The sequence below is a fragment of the Tepidanaerobacter sp. GT38 genome (assembly GCF_021991635.1).
In the GTDB taxonomy this organism is placed as follows: Bacteria; Bacillota; Thermosediminibacteria; order Thermosediminibacterales; family Tepidanaerobacteraceae; genus DTU063.
Map to the genome: position 1 here is coordinate 1 of NZ_JAFFJA010000088.1, position 20,391 is coordinate 20,391.

18 protein-coding genes are annotated in these 20,391 nt (G+C 38.2%); all 18 read right to left on the minus strand.

What is annotated here, in order from left to right; all coding sequences use genetic code 11:
- Positions 1–51 precede the first annotated feature (51 nt).
- Positions 52–1,077, minus strand: a complete 1,026-nt coding sequence (locus tag JT739_RS10810; protein ID WP_237661134.1) for a tripartite tricarboxylate transporter substrate binding protein — start codon at positions 1,075–1,077, stop codon at positions 52–54.
- A 33-nt stretch (positions 1,078–1,110) separates the two neighbouring features.
- Positions 1,111–2,628 (minus strand): tripartite tricarboxylate transporter permease, encoded by a 1,518-nt coding sequence (locus JT739_RS10815; RefSeq protein WP_237661135.1) that lies wholly within the window; start codon positions 2,626–2,628, stop codon positions 1,111–1,113.
- Between the two features lie 23 nt (positions 2,629–2,651).
- A complete protein-coding gene (locus JT739_RS10820) occupies positions 2,652–3,149 on the minus strand; it encodes a tripartite tricarboxylate transporter TctB family protein (protein ID WP_237661136.1) in 498 nt (165 codons plus the stop codon).
- Between the two features lie 141 nt (positions 3,150–3,290).
- Positions 3,291–4,442 (minus strand): iron-containing alcohol dehydrogenase, encoded by a 1,152-nt coding sequence (locus JT739_RS10825; RefSeq protein ID WP_237661137.1) that lies wholly within the window; start codon positions 4,440–4,442, stop codon positions 3,291–3,293.
- 12 nt (positions 4,443–4,454) lie between these two features.
- Complete coding sequence (dapA, locus tag JT739_RS10830; protein WP_237661138.1) at positions 4,455–5,336, minus strand: 4-hydroxy-tetrahydrodipicolinate synthase; 882 nt, start codon at positions 5,334–5,336, stop codon at positions 4,455–4,457.
- Between the two features lie 26 nt (positions 5,337–5,362).
- Positions 5,363–6,322, minus strand: a complete 960-nt coding sequence (locus JT739_RS10835) for a hydroxyacid dehydrogenase (protein WP_237661139.1) — start codon at positions 6,320–6,322, stop codon at positions 5,363–5,365.
- Between the two features lie 7 nt (positions 6,323–6,329).
- Entirely contained in the window at positions 6,330–7,364 is a 1,035-nt protein-coding gene (pdxA, locus tag JT739_RS10840; RefSeq protein WP_237661140.1) for a 4-hydroxythreonine-4-phosphate dehydrogenase PdxA, read from the minus strand.
- A gap of 56 nt (positions 7,365–7,420) precedes the next feature.
- On the minus strand, positions 7,421–8,728 hold the full coding sequence (locus JT739_RS10845) for a four-carbon acid sugar kinase family protein (protein WP_237661141.1): 1,308 nt from the start codon (positions 8,726–8,728) through the stop codon (positions 7,421–7,423).
- 310 nt (positions 8,729–9,038) lie between these two features.
- Positions 9,039–10,946 carry a sigma 54-interacting transcriptional regulator gene (locus tag JT739_RS10850; RefSeq protein ID WP_237661142.1) on the minus strand — a complete coding sequence of 636 codons (1,908 nt, stop codon included), beginning with the start codon at positions 10,944–10,946 and terminating at the stop codon, positions 9,039–9,041.
- A gap of 80 nt (positions 10,947–11,026) precedes the next feature.
- Entirely contained in the window at positions 11,027–11,953 is a 927-nt protein-coding gene (locus JT739_RS10855; protein WP_237661143.1) for a transketolase family protein, read from the minus strand.
- A 19-nt stretch (positions 11,954–11,972) separates the two neighbouring features.
- The gene (locus tag JT739_RS10860; RefSeq protein ID WP_237661144.1) at positions 11,973–12,794 is read right to left on the minus strand and encodes a transketolase; all 822 of its coding nucleotides are present in this window, start codon (positions 12,792–12,794) and stop codon (positions 11,973–11,975) included.
- A 9-nt stretch (positions 12,795–12,803) separates the two neighbouring features.
- Positions 12,804–13,670 carry a YitT family protein gene (locus JT739_RS10865; RefSeq protein ID WP_237661145.1) on the minus strand — a complete coding sequence of 289 codons (867 nt, stop codon included), beginning with the start codon at positions 13,668–13,670 and terminating at the stop codon, positions 12,804–12,806.
- Between the two features lie 12 nt (positions 13,671–13,682).
- A complete protein-coding gene (locus JT739_RS10870; RefSeq protein WP_237661146.1) occupies positions 13,683–14,447 on the minus strand; it encodes a WecB/TagA/CpsF family glycosyltransferase in 765 nt (254 codons plus the stop codon).
- Entirely contained in the window at positions 14,437–15,564 is a 1,128-nt protein-coding gene (gene csaB, locus JT739_RS10875) for a polysaccharide pyruvyl transferase CsaB (protein WP_237661147.1), read from the minus strand. The genes JT739_RS10870 and csaB overlap by 11 nt, the downstream gene beginning before the upstream one ends.
- 80 nt (positions 15,565–15,644) lie before the next feature.
- The gene (locus JT739_RS10880; RefSeq protein ID WP_237661148.1) at positions 15,645–16,739 is read right to left on the minus strand and encodes a glycosyltransferase family 4 protein; all 1,095 of its coding nucleotides are present in this window, start codon (positions 16,737–16,739) and stop codon (positions 15,645–15,647) included.
- Positions 16,739–18,628 (minus strand): O-antigen ligase, encoded by a 1,890-nt coding sequence (locus JT739_RS10885; protein ID WP_237661149.1) that lies wholly within the window; start codon positions 18,626–18,628, stop codon positions 16,739–16,741. The genes JT739_RS10880 and JT739_RS10885 overlap by 1 nt, the downstream gene beginning before the upstream one ends.
- A gap of 28 nt (positions 18,629–18,656) precedes the next feature.
- Positions 18,657–19,139 (minus strand): DUF4330 domain-containing protein, encoded by a 483-nt coding sequence (locus JT739_RS10890; protein WP_237661150.1) that lies wholly within the window; start codon positions 19,137–19,139, stop codon positions 18,657–18,659.
- Positions 19,123–20,271 carry a glycosyltransferase family 4 protein gene (locus JT739_RS10895; RefSeq protein WP_237661151.1) on the minus strand — a complete coding sequence of 383 codons (1,149 nt, stop codon included), beginning with the start codon at positions 20,269–20,271 and terminating at the stop codon, positions 19,123–19,125. The genes JT739_RS10890 and JT739_RS10895 overlap by 17 nt, the downstream gene beginning before the upstream one ends.
- Positions 20,272–20,391: the final 120 nt, after the last annotated feature.

Here is a 20,391-nt window from a genome sequence, read left to right on the forward strand (position 1 = left end):
AGAATATTCTGCGGCGTTTGTCTTTTAATTTATTTCCATCTCAATTTATACTTATTCGCCAAGAATCATAGACGATGCATCTTCAAATTCTTTCATTGCATTATCAAGATAATCCTGTGTATCAGCAGTATTCATGTAAGCAGGTTCAACGCAATAAGCTTTAGCAATGTCTTCTGCATACTCTGGCATTTCGGCAACTTGGCCCATAGCGTCACTTACCTTTTCTATTATACGTGGATCAGTTCCTTTTGGAAAAGCCAAGAAGTATGCACGTTGCGCAAGTATGTCATAACCTTGCTCCTTAGCAGTTGGAACATCAGGGAACAAGCTGCTGCGCTCCTCTGAAAAAACTGCCAACACACGGAAGTCGCCAGAATCAATATATGGTTTCATGACACCATAAGGATTTACATTGATATCAATCTTTTGTGCAAGCAATGCAGCATTTCGGTCTGCACCGCCACCAGCGTCAACAATGTTAAAATCAACACCTGCAAGTTCTTCAATTTTTCTGCCAACATAATACGTATAACCACCGATTGAAGATGCATATTTTATCTGACCTGGATTGTCTTTTGCATAATTGATCAAATCTTCGAGGGACTGGTAAGGGCTATTTGCATTAACTGCAAGTATATACGATTTATCCAGTATACCTGTTGCACGAATATCAAATGCTTCATGTGCAAAATCAGTTACACCCACAATCTTGTTCATCAACATTGAATCATGAAAAAATAGCGCTGTATAACCGTCAGGATTAGAATCTCGCACCTGAATAGTACCTGCACTGCCATTTGCACCATCTACATTTATAACTACAACAGGTACACCCAGAATAGGCTCTAGGTACTTTGCATAGGTACGTGCATGAAAATCTGTATCACCACCTGCTTTAAACGGAACAACAACTTCAATAGGTTTGTTAGGATAATCAAATGAATCTGACTGTTGCTCAGTATTTGGTTGTTCAGTAGTTGGTGCTTCGGCTTTTTCCTCGGTTTGACCGCAACCAACTATCAAGCTACACATCAACATAAAAACTACCACTACAGAAATAATTTTTTCCCTTCTCATTTTCATCTCTCCTTTTATTTTTTTTAATAAAATTTAGATATCCATATTAACTTTACTTGTAACTTTTGCTCTTTTTATTCTTAACGCATTTAAAACAACACTTATTAAAGCTGCACTTAGGAATAACGCTGAAATTGGTTCAGTTAAAAATGGAGTAAAATCGCCCTGAGAAAACATCAAACCACGTCTTAAATTTGTTTCCATTAAAGGTCCAATGATAAAACCTAGTATAAATGGGGAAGCCGGAATATCCATTTTATGAAAAGCATATCCTAAAGCCCCAAAAAGCAGTACTGTCCATACGTCGAATATGCGGTTTCCTATTCCGAATGCTCCAATGACACAAAATAAAAATATACCAGGTAAGAGATAATGTTTAGGAATATTTAGTAGAGCTGCAAACCATCTTAAGCCATAGAATTCAATAAGTAACATTGCTACAGAACCGATAATCATAGTTAAAAATATAGCGTATACAATATCTACATTCTCGGTAAACATTAGGGGTCCAGGAGATATACCCTGTATTGTCAAACCACCCAGCAACATTGCTGTAACGGTATCACCAGGAATACCCAGCGCTAATAATGGCACCAACGCACCGCCAATTGCTGCATTGTTAGATGTTTCGCTAGCTACAATGCCATCAATGATACCTGTTCCAAACTTCTCAGGGTACTTTGAGCGATTTTTAATGACACCATATGTAAGAACGTTGGCAATACCACCTCCAATTCCTGGCAATATACCAATACCAGTACCTATTAAACCTGAGATCAGCATATTCCATTTTTGACCTATAAACTCTTCCCAAGTAAAGCCAAAACCCTTAATATTCTTAATATCTACTTTGACAATTTCCATTTCTTTAGTATGCTTGGCTTTTTCCGCTGTAATAAGTATTTCGGAAATTGCAAACAAGCCAACAAGTACAGGTAGAATATTGAAACCTGATGCCAGCTGCACATTTCCAAAAGTGTATCGTTTTACGCTGCCAATACTATCCATTCCAACTGTGGCGAATATGCAGCCCATAAAGCCGGAGATTAAACCTTTAACTATTGATTTACCAGATAAACCTGCCATCATGGTCAAGGAAAACACGGCAATAGAAAAATACTCGTATGCCCCAAATTTAATTGCTATTTTGGCCAACCATGGTGCCATAAATATTAGCACAACGGTAGACATGATTGTACCAATGAAAGAAAATACGATGCCCACGCCAAGTGCCTTGGGCCCTTCACCCTTTGCTGTAAGTGGATAACCATCAAAGCATGTAGCCACTGATGATGGTGTGCCAGGGATGCGTGTGAGTATGGCAGAAATAAGTCCACCAGATATACCGCCAATGTACAGCGAAACTAGCAGCACAATTCCAGCTACAGGATCCATACTGTAGGTAATTGGCAGAAATAATGCTAGTGCCATAGTAGCACTTAGACCAGGAATTGCACCAAACACGATCCCTAGCGTGACTCCGAATAATATATTCAGCAGGCAAAGTGGATTGAGTATTGCTTGTGCTCCGATTGCAAAGGATTCTAACATATCATTCTACACTCCTTCCACGATTATTTCCCAAATATAATCCCAATGGGCAGTGAAAGATGCATTATTTTGCGGAAAAATAAATATGCGCCTAAGGGCAAAATAACCGAAAATATAATGGTAACAATATAATTATGCTTCATGTTTTTAGGTGTAAGCAACAAACTCATCAAAAACAAAAATATCATCGAAGAAACCACAAAGCCTAATAGTTCCATAAGTGCCACATAGGAAACAATAAGTATAAACGTAAGCAAGACATTTTTCGTGTCCTTCTGCTTAACCTCATTTTTTTCTGTTGCGGTCACAAATTGCTTTGCCTCTAAAAAACCCTGATAAACCTGACAAGCCGCTAGTAATAAAAGTACAGTACCATAGATTTTCGGCATAAAATCAGCACCTATTGAGACAAATTTAGTGCGTTTGATGAAGAGCGAACCAATTAGGTAGGCAATAGCAAATAACGCAATAACAATTCCTGTAATTAGGCCCTTGTATTTTTTAAAGATCTGCCCATTCATTAGGTCTTTATTCCTCCCTTCAATATTTTCATTTGCCCAGAATAGCAATAATCTTATGCTATCAAAATCCATTTCTTTCTTATTTTTATTCTTCTTATTAACGTATATAGTCAATTATTAGCACTTATTTATGCCAAAATTTTATACTATTTTTAAATATATATTTCTCATATCATCTTTTGTCATGGGCTTAGGGTTATTATCTAGAAGTCTTGTTACCCCGGAAGCACCCTCCACAAGATTTTCAAGATCATCTTTTGTTATTCCAAACTTTTTGAGGTCACGAGGTATCTTTATATCTTCTGTCATTTTAAAAATTTCATTAATAACTTCTTTGGATATTTCATTACAATTTTTATTTTTTATATCTATACCCATAGCAAGTGCAACGTCTTTAAATTTATCTTCTACATAATCCGCATTGTATTCCATAACATAAGGCAGTAATATTGCATTTGATATACCATGAGGAATGCGGTATTTCCCTCCAAGGGGGTAAGAGAGAGCATGCACTGCTACCGTACTCGATGATGCTATACACATCCCACCGTAAAATGCCGCGAGAAGCATATCTTCCCTTGCGGATATGTCTTCTCCATTGTTATATGCATTTCTTATGCTTTTAGATATTAAACTAATTGCTTTTAATGCGTACATATCACTAAAAGGATTTGCCTTTTTGGATATGAAACACTCTATAGCATGGCAAAATGCGTCGACTCCAGTTGATGCTGTAACAGATTGCGGAAGTTTCAAAGTCATTTCTGCATCAAGTATGACATAATCAGGTATGAAATTTGAATTTACAATTCCTACCTTTAATTCTTTTTCAGGTACAACTACTATAGAGTTTGGCGTAGCCTCAGAACCTGTTCCCGCAGTAGTTGGGATAAAAACTGTTGCTATTCCCCTATTTTTAATTAAAGAAGGATTTAAAATATCCTCTGCATATGCTGGATTTGTAAACAGAACAGCTAATATTTTGGCAGTATCCATTACGCTACCGCCACCTATTGCAACAATCATATCAAAATTATCGTTTTTAACTTTATTGTATATATTAAGTACTTGGTTATATTCTGGCTCTGGGGGAACATCTTTTACAATCTTAGTATTATAGTCAGAAAGTATTTTTTCAGCCTTTGCCGTAATCCCAGTTCCATATACACCTTTATCAGTAAGTATAACTATATTTTTCGCTCCAGAATCTTTCGCTAATGCTGAAAGCTGAGAGATGCTTCCTGCTCCACCTATAACTCTTCGCGGAAGCCCCATTTGATATATATTTGTCATGCTTATTCTCCTTTATTGTCTTTCAAACTTTTTTAGCACTTCTTTTAATACTGCATCTACCTCAGAATCATCGATATTAAATGGAGCTCGGCATGGGCCAACATCATAGCCCATTAATTCTGTTGCTCGTTTTATAATTGAATTAGGGTTTCCCATTTTGAATACTTCTCTTATAGGCCTTATGCTAGATTGTGCTTTCTTGGCACCTTCTAAATCTCCCGCAATAAAACGTTCGTATATAGCAACTACTTCTTTTGGCACTATATTTGCACAGCCAGATATTCCTCCCTTGCCTCCGGCAAGAAGGTTCCATAATATAAGAGAGTCATTTCCGGAAAGAACTGCAAAATCATCGGGTGTTGCCTCTATATATTTAAGTAAATTATTAAAATTCCCACTGCTATCTTTTATTCCTACAATATTTTTTATTTCAGAGAGCTTTTCTACAGTTTCAACTTCCAAATTTGCCCCTGTACGACCGGGAATATTATATAGTATTATTGGTATATCTACTGCCAAAGCTAAATCTCTAAAATGATTATACAGCATCTTCTGATTGCTGGCCGCATAATATGGGCAAACTACAGTTACTGCATTTGCACCTAGATCTTTAGCCTTCTGTGTTAATTTTATTGTTTCCTTTGTTGTTATACAGCCGGTGCCCGCGTAGACAGGAAGCCTACCCTTATTTTCATCTACTACGATTTGTATCACCTTGAGTTTTTCTTCATAGCTAAGTCCATAGAATTCTCCATTGGTACCAAGGCAAAAAAGACCATGTATTCCACTATCTACAAAACGATTTACTTGATTCCTCAATTCTTTTTCATTTATCGTTTCATCTTCAAACATAGGTGTCAACATTGCTACAATAATACCTTTTGGTTCAAACATGTATACATCCCCTTTTCTATGTTATTTTAGTGAATAAGTTCCCGATTAACAATGCGTTCAGGTTTTTTACCTTCAAAAAATGCAATAATATCCTGAGCAAGATATTTTGACATTCTTAAACGGCATTCTTCAGTAAAACTAGCCCCATGAGGAGAAAGTATAACATTATCAAGCTCAAGAAAAGGGCTATTATCTGGTAGCGGTTCTTGACAAAAAACATCTAAAGCAGCACCGAAAATTCTACCTTCCTTCAGCAATTCAAGTAAAGCCTCTTCGTCCACAATTTCACCTCTTGCAAAATTTACAAATATAGCAGTTGGTTTAAGTAATGATAACAGTTTTCGGCTAATAAGACCTTTTGTTTCTTCGGTAAGAGGTGTATGGACTGAAATAATGTCTGCCACTTTAAATATTTCTTCTAGACTATCTTTAATCTTTATGCCTTTTTCAGCTACTCTATTTTTATCTACATAGGGATCATAAGCTAATATATTCATTCTAAAACCATACTTCGCCATTCTGGCAACCTCAGAGCCAATACTTCCTAACCCAATTAGTCCTAAAGTTTTTCCCGTAAAGTCCATAGATTTGTTGTCATTCTTAATAAACCAATTACCAGCTCTAACAGCATTATCAACAATATTTATTCTTTTAAATACGGCTAATATGCCGGCTATAGTATGTTCTGCTACAGAAAGGGAATTTGCATTTCCTGTATTAACTACATAAATTCCTCTCTTGGTAGCATATTTAACGTCTATATTGTCAACACCTGCACCATGTTTTGCTATGATTTTAAGCTTCTTACCATTACTAATGATATCTTTATCGATTTCAGCTAGACGAACAATCATTGCATCGGCATCTTCAACCAGTTTGATAATGGTTTCTTTATTTTCATCAGGAGCTATAATCACTTCAAATTTTTCCTTAAGCATATTAGTTCCATAAGCATGGATAGGACTTGTTATGAGTATTTTTTTCATAATGAAATCATTCCTTTCCACCCGCCATCACAGCTGCAAGTTTAATTGCATCAATCATGCTTTCGGGATTTGCCGTGCCTTTGCCTGCTTTACCGAAAGCCACACCGTGGTCCACAGATGTTCTAATTATAGGCAAGCCCAATGTTGTATTAACACCTGCCACCGAACCCCATTTGCCTAATTTGTCATCGTACTTAAAGCCAACGAGTTTAGTTGGAATATGGCCTTGGTCATGGTACATGGCAACCACCGCATCGTATTGGCCACCCCTCATTTTTACAAATACTGTATCTGGTGGCACAGGGCCTTCTGCCTGTATTCCAATTTGGTTAGCCTCTTTTATAGCAGGCTCAATTTCTTCTATTTCTTCCCTGCCAAAAAGACCTTCTTCACCAGAATGTGGATTTAAGCCAGCTACTGCTATGCGTGGTTGTTTTATACCCATTTTTATCAATGCTTCATTTGTTAACTCTATTACTTTAAGAACTCTGGCTTTTTTTACTAAATCAGGCACCTGCCTAAATGATACATGTGTTGTAACGTGAGAAACTCTAAAATCCCCATCAACAAGCATCATGCAATAATCTTTTGTTTTAGTATAATCTGCAAATATCTCTGTGTGGCCTGAATATTCATGACCTGCTAAATTTATGGCTTTTTTATGTATCGGACCTGTTGTAACTGCATCTACTTTGCCTTCTAAAGCTAATTGGATACCTTTTACAATGTATTGAAAACTTGCTTCACCTCCCATTTTAGTTACTTTGCCAAACTGAATTTCCTCAACGTCAACATTCTTTATATTTAAAACATCTATAGTCCCATATTCGTATTTGCAGTCTTCGAGATTCTCAACAGAATTGATTTTTAGATTAACTTTGGCTATTTCAACAGCTTGCCTCATTACATCTGCATCACTAATGGCCACGGGACAGCACATATCATATATTTCAGCATTACTCAGTGCTTTAGCCGTTATTTCAGGACCAATTCCACAAGGGTCACCCACTGTTATTGCTATTACAGGTTTTGTCTTCTGCATTATAATACCACCTTTCCAATTATTTTTTATTTTTGAATAATTATTATTTGGTCTGCTTAACAAACTCTTGTTTTTTCTTTTGTTTGTAAATGCTGTATGACTTCTAAAAGAGCAGTCGGTGTTCCAAAGCCACCAGCTTTAGTTATAACAGGAATATCACTTGCTTTTCCGCCGATTAAACGACCTAGTGGTATCCCTGGAAGAACTTCCTCTTCTAAATCTATTCCTTTTGCTTTTAAAGCATTTAATACGTGAAGAGCAGTATCACCGCCTGTTATAACAAGGCTTTTTACCATCTGTTCATCAACTAATCTTCCTACGATTTCTCCAATAGCTTTAGCTATGGTTTTGCCCCATTGTTTAATTGGGTAGGTATCTAGATTAAGTTTAAAAAGAGAATCTACAGCTATAATAGATATTTTTCCATTAACCTCGTCTGTTTTGTTCAACTGACGCATTTTCCCCACTACATTTTCTACTTCTTCTCCGGTCATTCCATTTATTATCCTATCAGTATCAATTTTTATCAAAATTGCATCGGTGTTTTTTATAACTTGGTCTATCTGTGTTCTGGTAGTTGGATTACATGTCCCTGCCACCGCCAAAATAATCCCTTTTTTCGACGGTGACTGTTTTAGAGTATTTGTAGGTAAATCCAAAACCTTCGGTAAAAACGATGCAAACCCTGCTGATCCAGCCATTACGGTCTCCTCGGGTAAGGATTTACACGCCAGTGCGATATTTTCTAAATCTTCCTTTGTTTCAGCATCTATTATCATTACTTGGTAACCTTTTGCACAAAGTTTTTCTACCTTACTTAAGATTGCTGAAATTCCTTGTCTAACTGTTTCTAAATCAATGCTGGCAACTTTTCTTTTCATTTGCTTTTGAATTATTGTCGGAATATGACCTAGTTGTTGGTCGGTTTGATTTATTGTGTCAGTTAGTCCCTCGTCTTTTGTACCTGCATAAACTGGTGAAACTTTCAAATAACCATCTATCATGCATCTACCGTTATCAGGAAATGACGGCGCTAATATTGCTAAATTAGAGTTTAGTCCGTCCATGACTGCTTCTAGTTCTATCCCCGGATTGCCTCTAAATGTTGAATCTACTTTTTTATATATCCGACCAAAACCGGCTTGTTTTAGCAGGCAGCATATATCATAAACTATCTTGTAGGCCTTTTCACCATTTAATGGCCGTGTATTTGAATTAATTGCCAATATTTCTTCTTGATCTAGAAACTGACCTAACTCATCGATATCTAGTATAACTTTTGTTTTTAAACCGTATTTACGAAATTGAATGCCTGTATCGCTAGCACCGGTCAGATCATCTGCTATAATAGATATGTATCCCATATATTTACTCCTTCCGATAGGTTGTCAATGTCGAAAGTGCTGTAAAAGATAAGTTAAATTTTTTGTCACTATTTTGTATAAGCAATATTTATGCCAATATTGAATTTAAAATAAAAACCTAGACTGTAAATTCTCTAAATACGCAACTTTAGAGAGATACTTTTTTTATTTTTAAAGTCATACAATAATTACATTACATTTCTTTTTTTTAATATGAAAAGAGGCTGTATATTATAAAAACAGCCTCGTTTTCCTGAATATATATAAGTTTAAACAAATAGGAGCGAATTCTTTCAAATTGAAATAAATTTCAATCTGCAATATTCCACTTTTTTAACCTTCGCCACAAAGTAGTCTGGCTTATTCCAAGTTTTTTACATGTTCGCTCTTTATCATAACCTGTTAGTTCTAAGGTTTTGCATATTATAGCCTTTTCCATATCATCAAGGCTTCCTTTTAGTTCTATTAGTGTACCACTAAGCGCCTCAGTATTTTCTATTTTGTCCTTAGGTATTTTTATCATTTCACATATATCTTCAGCATAAACTTTACAACCTGCCTTTAACACCACTAATCTTTCTAAAATATTTTGAAGCTCTCTTACATTTCCCGGCCAATGGTAAGAATAAAACATTCTCAGTGCGTCATCGGTAATTATGGGGCGCTTCTTGGCAGTTTTATTACAAATCTTTTCAAGTAAACGATCTATCAACAAAGGTATATCGTCTTTCCTCTCCCGCAATGGAGGCAACGACAATCTAAGCACGTTTAGCCTATAGTATAAATCTTGACGAAAGGTACCATTGTTTACCGATTCTTCTAAGTTTCTATGAGTTGCAGCAATAATACGCACATTAATCGGAATCACCGTGTCTCCGCCTATTGGTATTACTGCTTTTTCTTGAAGAACTCTAAGTAAGCGTGCCTGGAGTTTTAGAGGTAGTTCACCGATTTCATCAAGAAATATAGTGCCATTGTGAGCAAGTTCAAAAAGTCCCTTTTTGCCTCCACGACGAGCACCGGTAAAAGCCCCTTCTTCATAACCGAAAAGCTCACTTTCCAAAAGATTCTCAGGAACTGCCGCACAATTAATTGCAACAAAGGGACTATCCTTTCTAAGACTTGCGTTATGTATACTTTGGGCAAACATCTCTTTACCCGTTCCAGTCTCTCCAGTAATGACCACAGACGCCTCAGCCTGGGCAAATTGCTGTGCCTGATTAATGACCTTTTTCAGTGCTGTCGAACATGTAATAATATCTCCAAAGGTATATCGAGCCACATGCCCTTTTAGATAAAGCTGCTTTCGCACTTTATTCTCAACTTCTTGAATATGCCCTACTCCCTGAAATGTTATTACAATACCTGTTGTTTCGCCATTAGTTACTACCGGCACTAAATTATGAACCAGCATGGAATTTCCAACTCTATGAAGTTCACCTAAAAGCGGTTTTGCCTTTTCCTGAACTCTTTTTATTGCAAGACTTGGCAAGACTTCACCTGCAGGTTGATTTATAAGAGATGTTTTAGGTTTGCCTAATATTTTTTCTGCCGCAGGATTTACTAATGATATCCTGCCATCGGCATCAGTAGCAATAATTCCCTCATATGTAAAATCCAGTATTGCTTTAAATTGTTCTGCTTTTGCTTTTTCCCTCCGTCTAACCGCAACTAGCTCTTTAGCTTCTCTAAGTGCCATGCTTATAGATTCTTTTCCTGATGTAACAAGCATTGCCTGGAGACCGGATTTTTTGCTGTATCTGACAGATACAGCATCCCCCACTATAACCTGTATGCCTTTTTGCTTTGCCATATTAATAACGTTTAATACATCTTTTTCATCTTTAACTTCAAGTTCTTCAATTTTTACATCAAGTATTTCCTCCAAGCTCTTACTTCCATATATAACATTTCGAAATCCTACTACCCCTATATGATTGCCATATTTTTTAGCACTTGCTACTGCACGCATTATATCATAAGGGCTAACAACGATCTCCACAATGGGTTCATCCAGTTGCCTGGATATAGCTGTTGCAGTTCCTCCACGACTAATTATAACTTCAACACCTTTGTCCATTAGTTCTTTTGCAGCTTTAACCCCTTCCTCCAGATCACCTACTACAACTGCAGCATCAACCTCCAGCTCATTGCATACCTGTTTGGCAATTTCGCATAATTCAGGATAAGGAGCAACGATGGCTATCTTATATGACATACTTCGAATTCCACCTCCCTCCAAAAAGCTTGAAAATCGGGAGCATTTAACTAAAGAGCCCCATTTCTGGGGCCTATTAGCTATCTTTTCATTTCTTTTGCAGCACTTGCTATATCCTCAGCTGTCAAGTTATATAGTTTTAATAGTTCATCAGGTTTGCCTGATTGGCCGAATTTATCTCTCACGCCTATTCTCCGCATAGGCGTAGGTTTTTTCTCTGCTAAAACTTCTGCAACGGCACTGCCAAGTCCGCCTATGATTGTATGTTCTTCGGCGGTGACAATAGCGCCGCATTCGGCTGCTTGTAATATTACCTCTTCATCGATAGGCTTTATTGTATGTATGTTAACAACCATTGCATTTAAGCCGTCTTTTTCTAAAATATGGGCAGCTTTTAAGGCTTCGCCAACCATAATTCCGGTGGCAACAATTGCCACATCTTTGCCTTCTCTTAATATTTTGCCTTTGCCTATCTTAAATTCATAATCTTCATCAAAAATTGTTTCCACTGCCATGCGTCCGAATCTAAGGTATACCGGCCCTTCATGAAGTGCTGCAGCTTTTACGGCCTTTTTAGCCTCTACAGCATCAGCAGGACTTATAACAGTCATATTGGGTAATGCTCTCATAAGAGCTAAATCTTCAATTGACTGATGTGTAGCGCCATCCTCTCCTACGGTGAGCCCCGCATGGGTAGCAGCAATTTTTACATTTAAATTGGGATAACAAATTGAATTTCTAATCTGCTCAAAAGCCCTGCCTGTAGCGAAAACGGCGAAGGTGCTTGCAAAAGGGATTTTACCACAGGTTGCAAGACCTGCTGCAGTTCCCATTAGGTCTTGCTCTGCTATACCTATATTAAAAAACCGCTCAGGGAATTTTTTAGCAAAAACTGCCGTCTTAGTAGATCCTGAAAGGTCCGCATCTAAGACTACAATATCCTTTATATCTGCTCCAATTTCAGCTAAAGCCTCTCCATAAGCTTCACGGGTTGCAATCTTTGTCATCCCTATCTCCTCCAATCTATTATAAAATCTCGAGGGCTTCTTTTGCCTGATCTAATGTTGGCGCTTTTCCATGCCATCCTACCTGATTTTCCATAAAAGGTACGCCTTTACCTTTTACGGTTTTTGATACTATAACGGTTGGTTTGCCTTTTACGGTTTTAGCCTCTTCAACAGCTTCCAGTATTTGCTGTATGTCATGACCATCTATATCTATTACATTCCAGCCAAAGGCTTTAAACTTTTCCTGTATACTTTCTGGTGACATTACTTTAGTTATAGGACCATCGATTTGCAAGCCATTGTGGTCTACAAATGCTGTTAAATTATCCAGTTTGTAATGAGCTGCGGTCATAGCCGCTTCCCAAATCTGGCCTTCCTGTATCTCACCATCACCCATTATTACATATACTCGGTAGTCTTTATTATCAAGTTTTGCAGCAAGTGCCATGCCATTTGCAGCAGACAGGCCCTGTCCTAAAGAACCTGTAGTCATATCTAAGCCCGGTGTTGCTTTCATATCCGGATGTCCTTGAAGCATTGCCCCAGTTTTCCTTAGTTTTAGCAGCTCTTCTTTAGGAAAAAAGCCTTTCTCAGCCAAAGCTGCATAAACCACAGGCGCTGCATGCCCCTTAGATAGTACTAATCTATCCCTTTCAGGCCACTTAGGATTTTTAGGATCCACATTCATTACATGAAAATACAGTGCTGTAACAATATCTGCACTGGACAGCGATCCCCCTGGATGACCGGAACCAGCTTCGGCAATCATTTCTACTATATGGCGCCTAATAATGCGGGCTTTTGATTGAAGTTCCTCAATAGTCTGCCTTGAAACACTCATCTTAAAAACTCACTCCTTTAAAAATTTATCATCATGTATCTCATAACTAAAGCCTTCACCTAAAACCTCGTGTACATCATGAATAATTACAAAAGCTCTCGGATCTGTTTCATGAACGAGACTTTTAAGTTTAGACACTTCAAATCGGGTTATGACACATAGCAATACATTTTTATTTTGACGCGAGAACCCCCCCTTAGCACTAAATAAGGTAACCCCTCTACCTATTTCTGTCAAGATTTTATTTGATATCTCTTCTGCTTTAACAGATACTATAAAAACAGCTTTCGCATAGTTAAAGCCTTCTTGAATCAAATCTATAACTTTACTGCTGATAAACAGTGAAATCCAAGCGTACATTGCCAATTCCCAATCAAAAGCAATGCCGCTTAGAATTATTACAAAAAAATCTATAATTAATATGCCTTGCCCAACACTTATAGATGGCACAAAGTGGTGTAAAATCATAGAAGCTAAATCAGTTCCGCCCGTTGATGCCCTTGCCCTAAATACAATACCAAGCCCTATTCCAAGCACTATACCACCGTATACGGTAGAAAGGATTAGGTCTTGGGTAGGCACAGGAAAATCGGCAGTAATTTCTGTAAAAACTGAAAACAGCAGTCCACCAATTAAAGTTTTTATACCCACACTTTTTCCAAAAAGGACAACAGCCGCCAGAAAAAGTGGCACATTTAGCATCAGCATTGTCCAACCCACCGGCAGCTTAAAAAGGTGGTGCAGGACTATAGCCACACCACTAACACCGCCTGCCGCCAGCTTACTTGGCACAAGGAACATTGAAAGACCTAAGGCGCCAATAAAACAACCTAAAACTATCTGCCCATAATCGCGGAAAAAGGATTTCAGTTTCATAGACTCACTTCTTTAGCTATTAGATTTTATTTTACCTGAAAACAATCTATGTATTATTGCTTTTATTAAGAAAATGGGTAGCACTGTCATCCTTTTAAACCGCCAAGGTTGGGTTATAAGCCTGTATAACCATTCCAGACCTGCCCTTTGCATAAAAACCGGTGCACGGCTTACATCCCCCGAAAGCACATCAAAACTTCCACCTACACCAATGGCCACACGAAATTTGAGCTTATTTTTATTTTTTATCATGAATTTTTCCTGTTTGGGAAAGCCCATAGCCACCAGTAAAATATCGGGGCTTTTATCGTTTATTATATTAAGTATATTATATTCGCCTTCATTTTTAAAATAACCATGGTGAGTTCCGGCAATATTAACTCCCGGAAACATTGCCTTTATTTTGTCGGCTGCCTTTTGGGCTACGCCTGGTTTTCCGCCCAGTAAAAATAGACTCAACCCCTGTTTTTCTGCCATGTTTATCAGCTTCATCATGAAGTCAAAACCAGTAGTCCTCTCCGGAAGCGGATCGCCTAATATCCGTGATGCTATTACGACACCTATACCATCTGGCAGACACATATCTGCGGTATTTAGCATTTCCATAAAATCCGTGTTTTTGCATGCAGCCATAATCATTTCCGCATTAGGCGTAACTATTACGTTACTGCCAGAGTACTGCAAAAACTGCTCTACTCTCTCGCAAGCTTTATTATAATCGACGCGGTCAAGTAAAACGCCAAAGATATTTATTCGTTCCCTGCCATCATCTTTCATTTTTATCCTCCAGCAAATATACTGCTAGCTTTGCATTTTCTTTTGCCAATAGTTTCAACTCTCCTTTTTTCCCTTGAAGCAACTTTTTATTCTCCGGTATATTGCTTAATGCTTTTTCAAGTAAATCGCAAAGGGAAATTAAATCTAAATCTCCAGGTTTGCCAGCCGAAAGTTGGTTAACGCGCTTGAGGAAATATTCCACTTTTGGATCGTAGACCAGACCTACCAGCGGTACCCCAGTCATGGCACCAAAGATTAAAGCGTGAAGACGCATTCCAAAGATTATATCCATTTTACCGCATAACCACAAGACCTCTCGCGGGTCCAGCGCTTCCGGAATAACTCTCGCGCTTTCTCTCATTAATTTCATGACTTCAAGTGACTCATGATAATCATTAGGATACTGCATGGGCAAAAATATAATATCTGCATTGTGACTTTTAACCAGGTAGTCACAAGCCTTGGCAATTACTTCCCTGCTTTTATTCAAGTTCCACGGCCTTACAGAAACTCCAATTCGCGGCCTATCCTCAGCAAAACTTATGTTGAGTCTATTTAGCAAGTCATATCCTTTATCATCTTCTATGGGTTTAAGCACGAATGCCGGATCTGCAGTAACTATAATTGGGGGTTTTGTCACGCCGAGATTTTCCAGCTCTTTTTTAGATTGCTCGTCCCTTACTGTAATAAGATCTACCATATTTCCTACAAGCTTAATCATGCGCTTGTTCATCTCTCTAAAAACCGGCCCAACACCATTGGCATAGAACATTACTTTTTTGTTCAACCTTTTTGCCAAATACAAGATAAATAAGTAATAAGGGATTGACCGGTTACTGGTAACATCCTGAAGAAGGCCTCCTCCTCCGCTAATTACCAGGTCGGCCCTTGAAATTTCACGTATTATTGCAAGAGGGCTCGTCCTCTGAACCGCATTTATACCATATTGCTCTTTGGTTTTAAAAGGGTCTGCGGAAAGGGCCGTAATTTCTATATTGCTTTTTAATTTTTTAAGTGAATCTACGATAGCAATTAGTATGGCTTCATCTCCGGCATTACCAAAACCGTAATAACCGGAAACCAGTACTCGTTTTATCAATTTTTCTCCTTTTTTCATAGAGATAAAATCCCCCTAATTGTACAAACCCAGCATTCCTCGGCAATGCCTTCATGGTTTTATACAGCTTGCTTTATAACTCAAACTCGTTGAAGAATCTCCAAGTAAACCTCTTCGGTATTTTCAATCATTGTTTTCGAAGAAAACTTTTGGAAGACCGTCTTCTGAGCCTCACGGCCAAGCATCTTTGCCTGATTTTTATCGGATAAAACTTTTATTATGCCCTCAGCTAAATATTTATCATTTCCGGCAGGTACTAAAATGCCGTTTACCCCGTGTTTTATAACTTCAGGTATTCCACCTATTTCAGTGGCAACTGCCGGCTTTCCAAGGGCCATTGCTTCAAGTAATGCCAAACCCAATCCTTCGCTGACAGAGGGAAGCACAAATACATCGAAGTCTGCCACAAGGTTTTCTACATCTTGTCTGTAGCCCATAAAGACTACATTATTTTCTATACCCAGTCTTACACACATCTCTTTCAATGATTCTCTAAGCGGGCCTTCTCCTATGATTACAAGGAGCGCTGAAGGAAAAACTTTCAGCACCTGATAAAAAGCATTTATTGCGTATTCGTAACCCTTCTCTGGCACTAGTCTGGCAACTATTCCCACTATTGGTATGTCAGGGGCTAAACTTAGCTCTTCCCGTAAAGTGCCCTTTACATTTTCAAATTTCGATAAATCTATACCATTATATATCGTAGTAATCATATTTGCCGGTACACCGCTGTCTATAAGGTTAATCTTCACAGCCCGAGAAATGGCTATTATTCGGTCAGTGGAAAGCCTTGAAATAACTTTTGTAATAAACCTCTTAACCGGCCCATTGTTACTGCTGCTTAAGCCATGCCTGGTCATAACTACTTTACATCCCGATAATTTTCCAGCTATCCGACCAGCAAGGCTTGCATGTGTATGTACAATGTCTATTTTTTCCCGGGAAATAATGTGCCTGAGCTTTTGTATGTGTCCAAGGTTCGTAGAACTCTCTCCGCCGTCCAAAGTAAATACACGAATACCTCTGCTCCTCAACTGTCTTTCTAGCTCGCCGCCACCGGGGCAAGCTACCATGATTTGAAAACGGTCTTTGTCTTGGAAGGATAATAAATTGAAAAGGTATCTGCCGGCACCACCTATATTTGTATCTGTAAGGACATGGAGAACCTTTATCATTATACTTTCTCCTCTACCTCATTATTAGCAAAACTTCTTCTAGATGCAAGAGCAGACATCATGCCTAAAAACATCCAGAAAGCCATAACAATTCTCGGGCTATACCACACATAATCGAATAATCCATGGAACAAATGGCCGACTATGGCTGCAGTAATACCCGCTATAATATAAGAAGCTCTATTATTGCCAGCTATACATGTTAGTGCCTGAGAGAAGCCTCTAAAAACCATCCAAAAGAGAGCTAAGAGTCCAAGAACTCCAAGTTCGAGACATATTTCTAAGTATAAGTTATGAGCATGGACAGCTGGGGCTCCTGCTATCATATAATCTCTGTAAACTCTAGAAAATGCCGCTAGTCCCAAACCCACACCGGTTAACCAGTAGTCCTTTATCATTCTCAATGCTGCAATCCATATAGTAATTCTATAGGCATTCGAACTGTCCTGTAGGCTGCCGATACTCGCTATGCGATTCATAACTACTGACGGTAAGAACATGGGTGCCACAATAGTTAGTATGATAAATAATACTAACAGCCTTGGTTCTTTAATTAGTGCAAAGATGAAGGCGGATACTGCCAGGCCCAACCATGCGCCTCTGGAAAAGGTCAAAATAAGGCACACTGTCAAAATACATAAAACCATAACTAAAAACACTTTTTGCCTGAATTTGCCTGAAGCCCATAAAAATCCCACCAGCAGAGGAATTGCAAGGCCCAAATATTCACCAAGCACATTGGGGTTTTCCAATGTAGCATATACACGCGTTGTAAGTTCGGGGAACTGGTTTGCATCAACCCAAGCCGTGGCTGTAGGAATTTTAACAAAGAAATATTGATAAATACCCAGCATCGAAAGTATTAGCGTAGAAATAATTATGGAAACTAGTACTAACTTTACGGTTTTTGAATCTCTGAATAAAACTGAAGCGCTGTAAAATATCATAAAATATGCAACATAAAGAGGAAGGGTTTTAATGCTTTCAGCTCTGACAACTGAAAACACAGCCGCTATGCCTGCTGCCGCCATAAACAGCAATGCCGGGATGACTGGTGCCGGTATGATTTTGTCAATATCATCATAATTGAGCAATACAGATAAAAATGTCAGTCCTATAATTCCGACTGTATATGTAGTTGGCAACAAAGGCAGCACAAATGCCGTGAGTACAAAACCTATCCACGGCCATATATAAATGGCCATAGATCCGAAAATAATGCCGAATAACTTTATAAAAGTAGTCTGTGGTAGAAAGTAGTATAAAAAACCGGTTATGGTGCCAATTGCACCAAATTCCGGCCTATTTTTAAAAGTCAAAGCACCGGTAGAGGTGTTTTGCGGTAATATGTTTACACCCAAAAACCATTGGCAAAACTTACAGATTCCGCTAGAGTTCAACAAAGACTTCAAAGATGCTCCAGCATTTAACAAAAAAAATAATAAAATAATTAATATTGCTCGAAAAAGCAAACCTTTTGGAGTGAAGTTCTCAAAAAGCCCCTGCAAAAAGGTTATTGTCAGCATAAAAGGCAATAAAATGTGAATTGCAGCTGAAATAGGAGCTTGTACAAAGGCATTGACGAAATTTAATACGATCTTAAATGGAAAGCTGTTTTGTATAATGCAATTTAAAAAGCGCCGAAGCTTTATTAATGGATTGTTAATCTTTCTGAAAGCTGTAATCAATCGACTCTGCTTTATTGCTCCATATTCCCAACTCTCATATGCCAAAAGCGCTCTGATCCAACTGCCTTTAATCGCTTTGGAAAAAAACAGGCCAAATGAATATATTATTTTATAAAACAAGCTGTTTTTATATATTTCAGGTCTAAACAAAAATGTAATTATACTTATAAAAAGACTGTTTTGTATCCATAAGTTATCCATTTACGATCTCCTCATACGGCAAAGGGTATTATTGTACATCTATACTCATAACCGTTGAAGTCACTGAATACATATTTGTTTTTAACTGCAATGTGGTGCCGATTCGTATTTCATTGCTGCCAAGCACAATGGCATTTTCGCCGGCAGAACCGGTACCCTGTAATGTAATATACATATCTTTATATACCGGATTAGGATATACCACTACACGCCCATCGGCAGTTTCTACAAGAGTTTCTGATGGCACAATTTCCACATTAGTTACTTTGCCTAAAACTGCATTGGTCTTGGTTTCTTTCACAACATCTCCCACTTTGACTGCATTACAAGTGGCATCTCTTACTTCTTTGACGTGCACTACTACCTCTATATTTTTCGTAACTACCCCGGCCGACTGCTGCTTTTGCATTAGGGTAAAGCGGCCAATAACGGCTACAATCAATAAAATGACCAATAAATCTATAATGTTTATTAATCCAAATACCCTGCCTTTGTTATCTATTAGGCTCATTTTTAACCTCCTCAATTACCTGATGATATACTCTTAAGACTTCATCTGTCATAGTTTCTATGGAAAAATGCTTAGCAACTTCTTGTCGGCCGAAAGCCCCTAATTTTTTCCTTAGCTCAGCATCACTCAGCAGAGTATTTATGGCTTCCGCTATACTTAGCGCATCAGTTTTCATATTTGCTCCCCGACCGCTAAAGTTGTGTTTCATAGCCACTTTAAAGTTTTCCGGTCCCAATATACCCATAAACCCTGCCTCGCCGGCAATTATAACAGGCTTTTCCATAGCCATTGCTTCTAAAGCTACACGTCCTACTCCAACAGCTACATCCGCCATATTCATAAATATAGGAGTATCAAGACGAGCTCCGGTGACGATAACCTTGTTTTGCTGAAATTTCAGGTTGTACTCTGCTGCCTGCTGTTTGATTATTTCGTACTTGTCACCTTCACCTACAATCACCAAAATAGCAGTAGGAAAGACTTCTACAATCTCCGGCATGGCTTCTATTAATCTTAAAGCAATTTCGCCTCGCGCACCCATGAGTCGGCTAATGTATATTATCTTTAGATCTTCAGGTTTTAATCCTAATTCTTGTTTTACGGTAAATGAATCCACATTTTGAGGGTTAAATTGTTCAAGGTCAATACCATTAGGAATAACTACAATTTTATCCGGATTTACTTTAAATCCGTTAATAAGGTGATTTTTAACATCCTCGCTGACGGCAATAACCTTGCGACCCCATGTAGTTATATGCCTCATACCCCAGCCAGTGGAATAAATCCCATGAGATGTGGTTATGTAAGGACAGCCGGTAATAAAACTTACCCACTGGGAAATCCAGGCAGGTATTCTGGCATGAGCATGTACAATATTTACTTGGTGTCTTTTCACAATATCTGTAAGGCCTCTAATAGAACTTGCCAGGTGTATAGGAGATTTTCTGTCAAGGGGCAACGTATAATGGCAAATACCGCTGTCTTCTAAAACTTTCGTCAATTTTCCGCCGTGAGAAGCCACTATGACATTTACTCCGCGCTTTTTTAGTTGTTTAGCAAGAGAAACAGCATGGGTTTCGGCTCCGCCTGCATCAAGTGCCATTAAAGCCAGTAATACTGTAAGTCTTTCCATTAAAAAAGCCTCTCTCTCCGAGAATTTGCTAAAAAAAGTATATCATCGTACAAAAATAAAGTAAAGCTCCACTAATTCTCACTAATCTTAAATTGCAATATTAAATGCGACACATTTTTT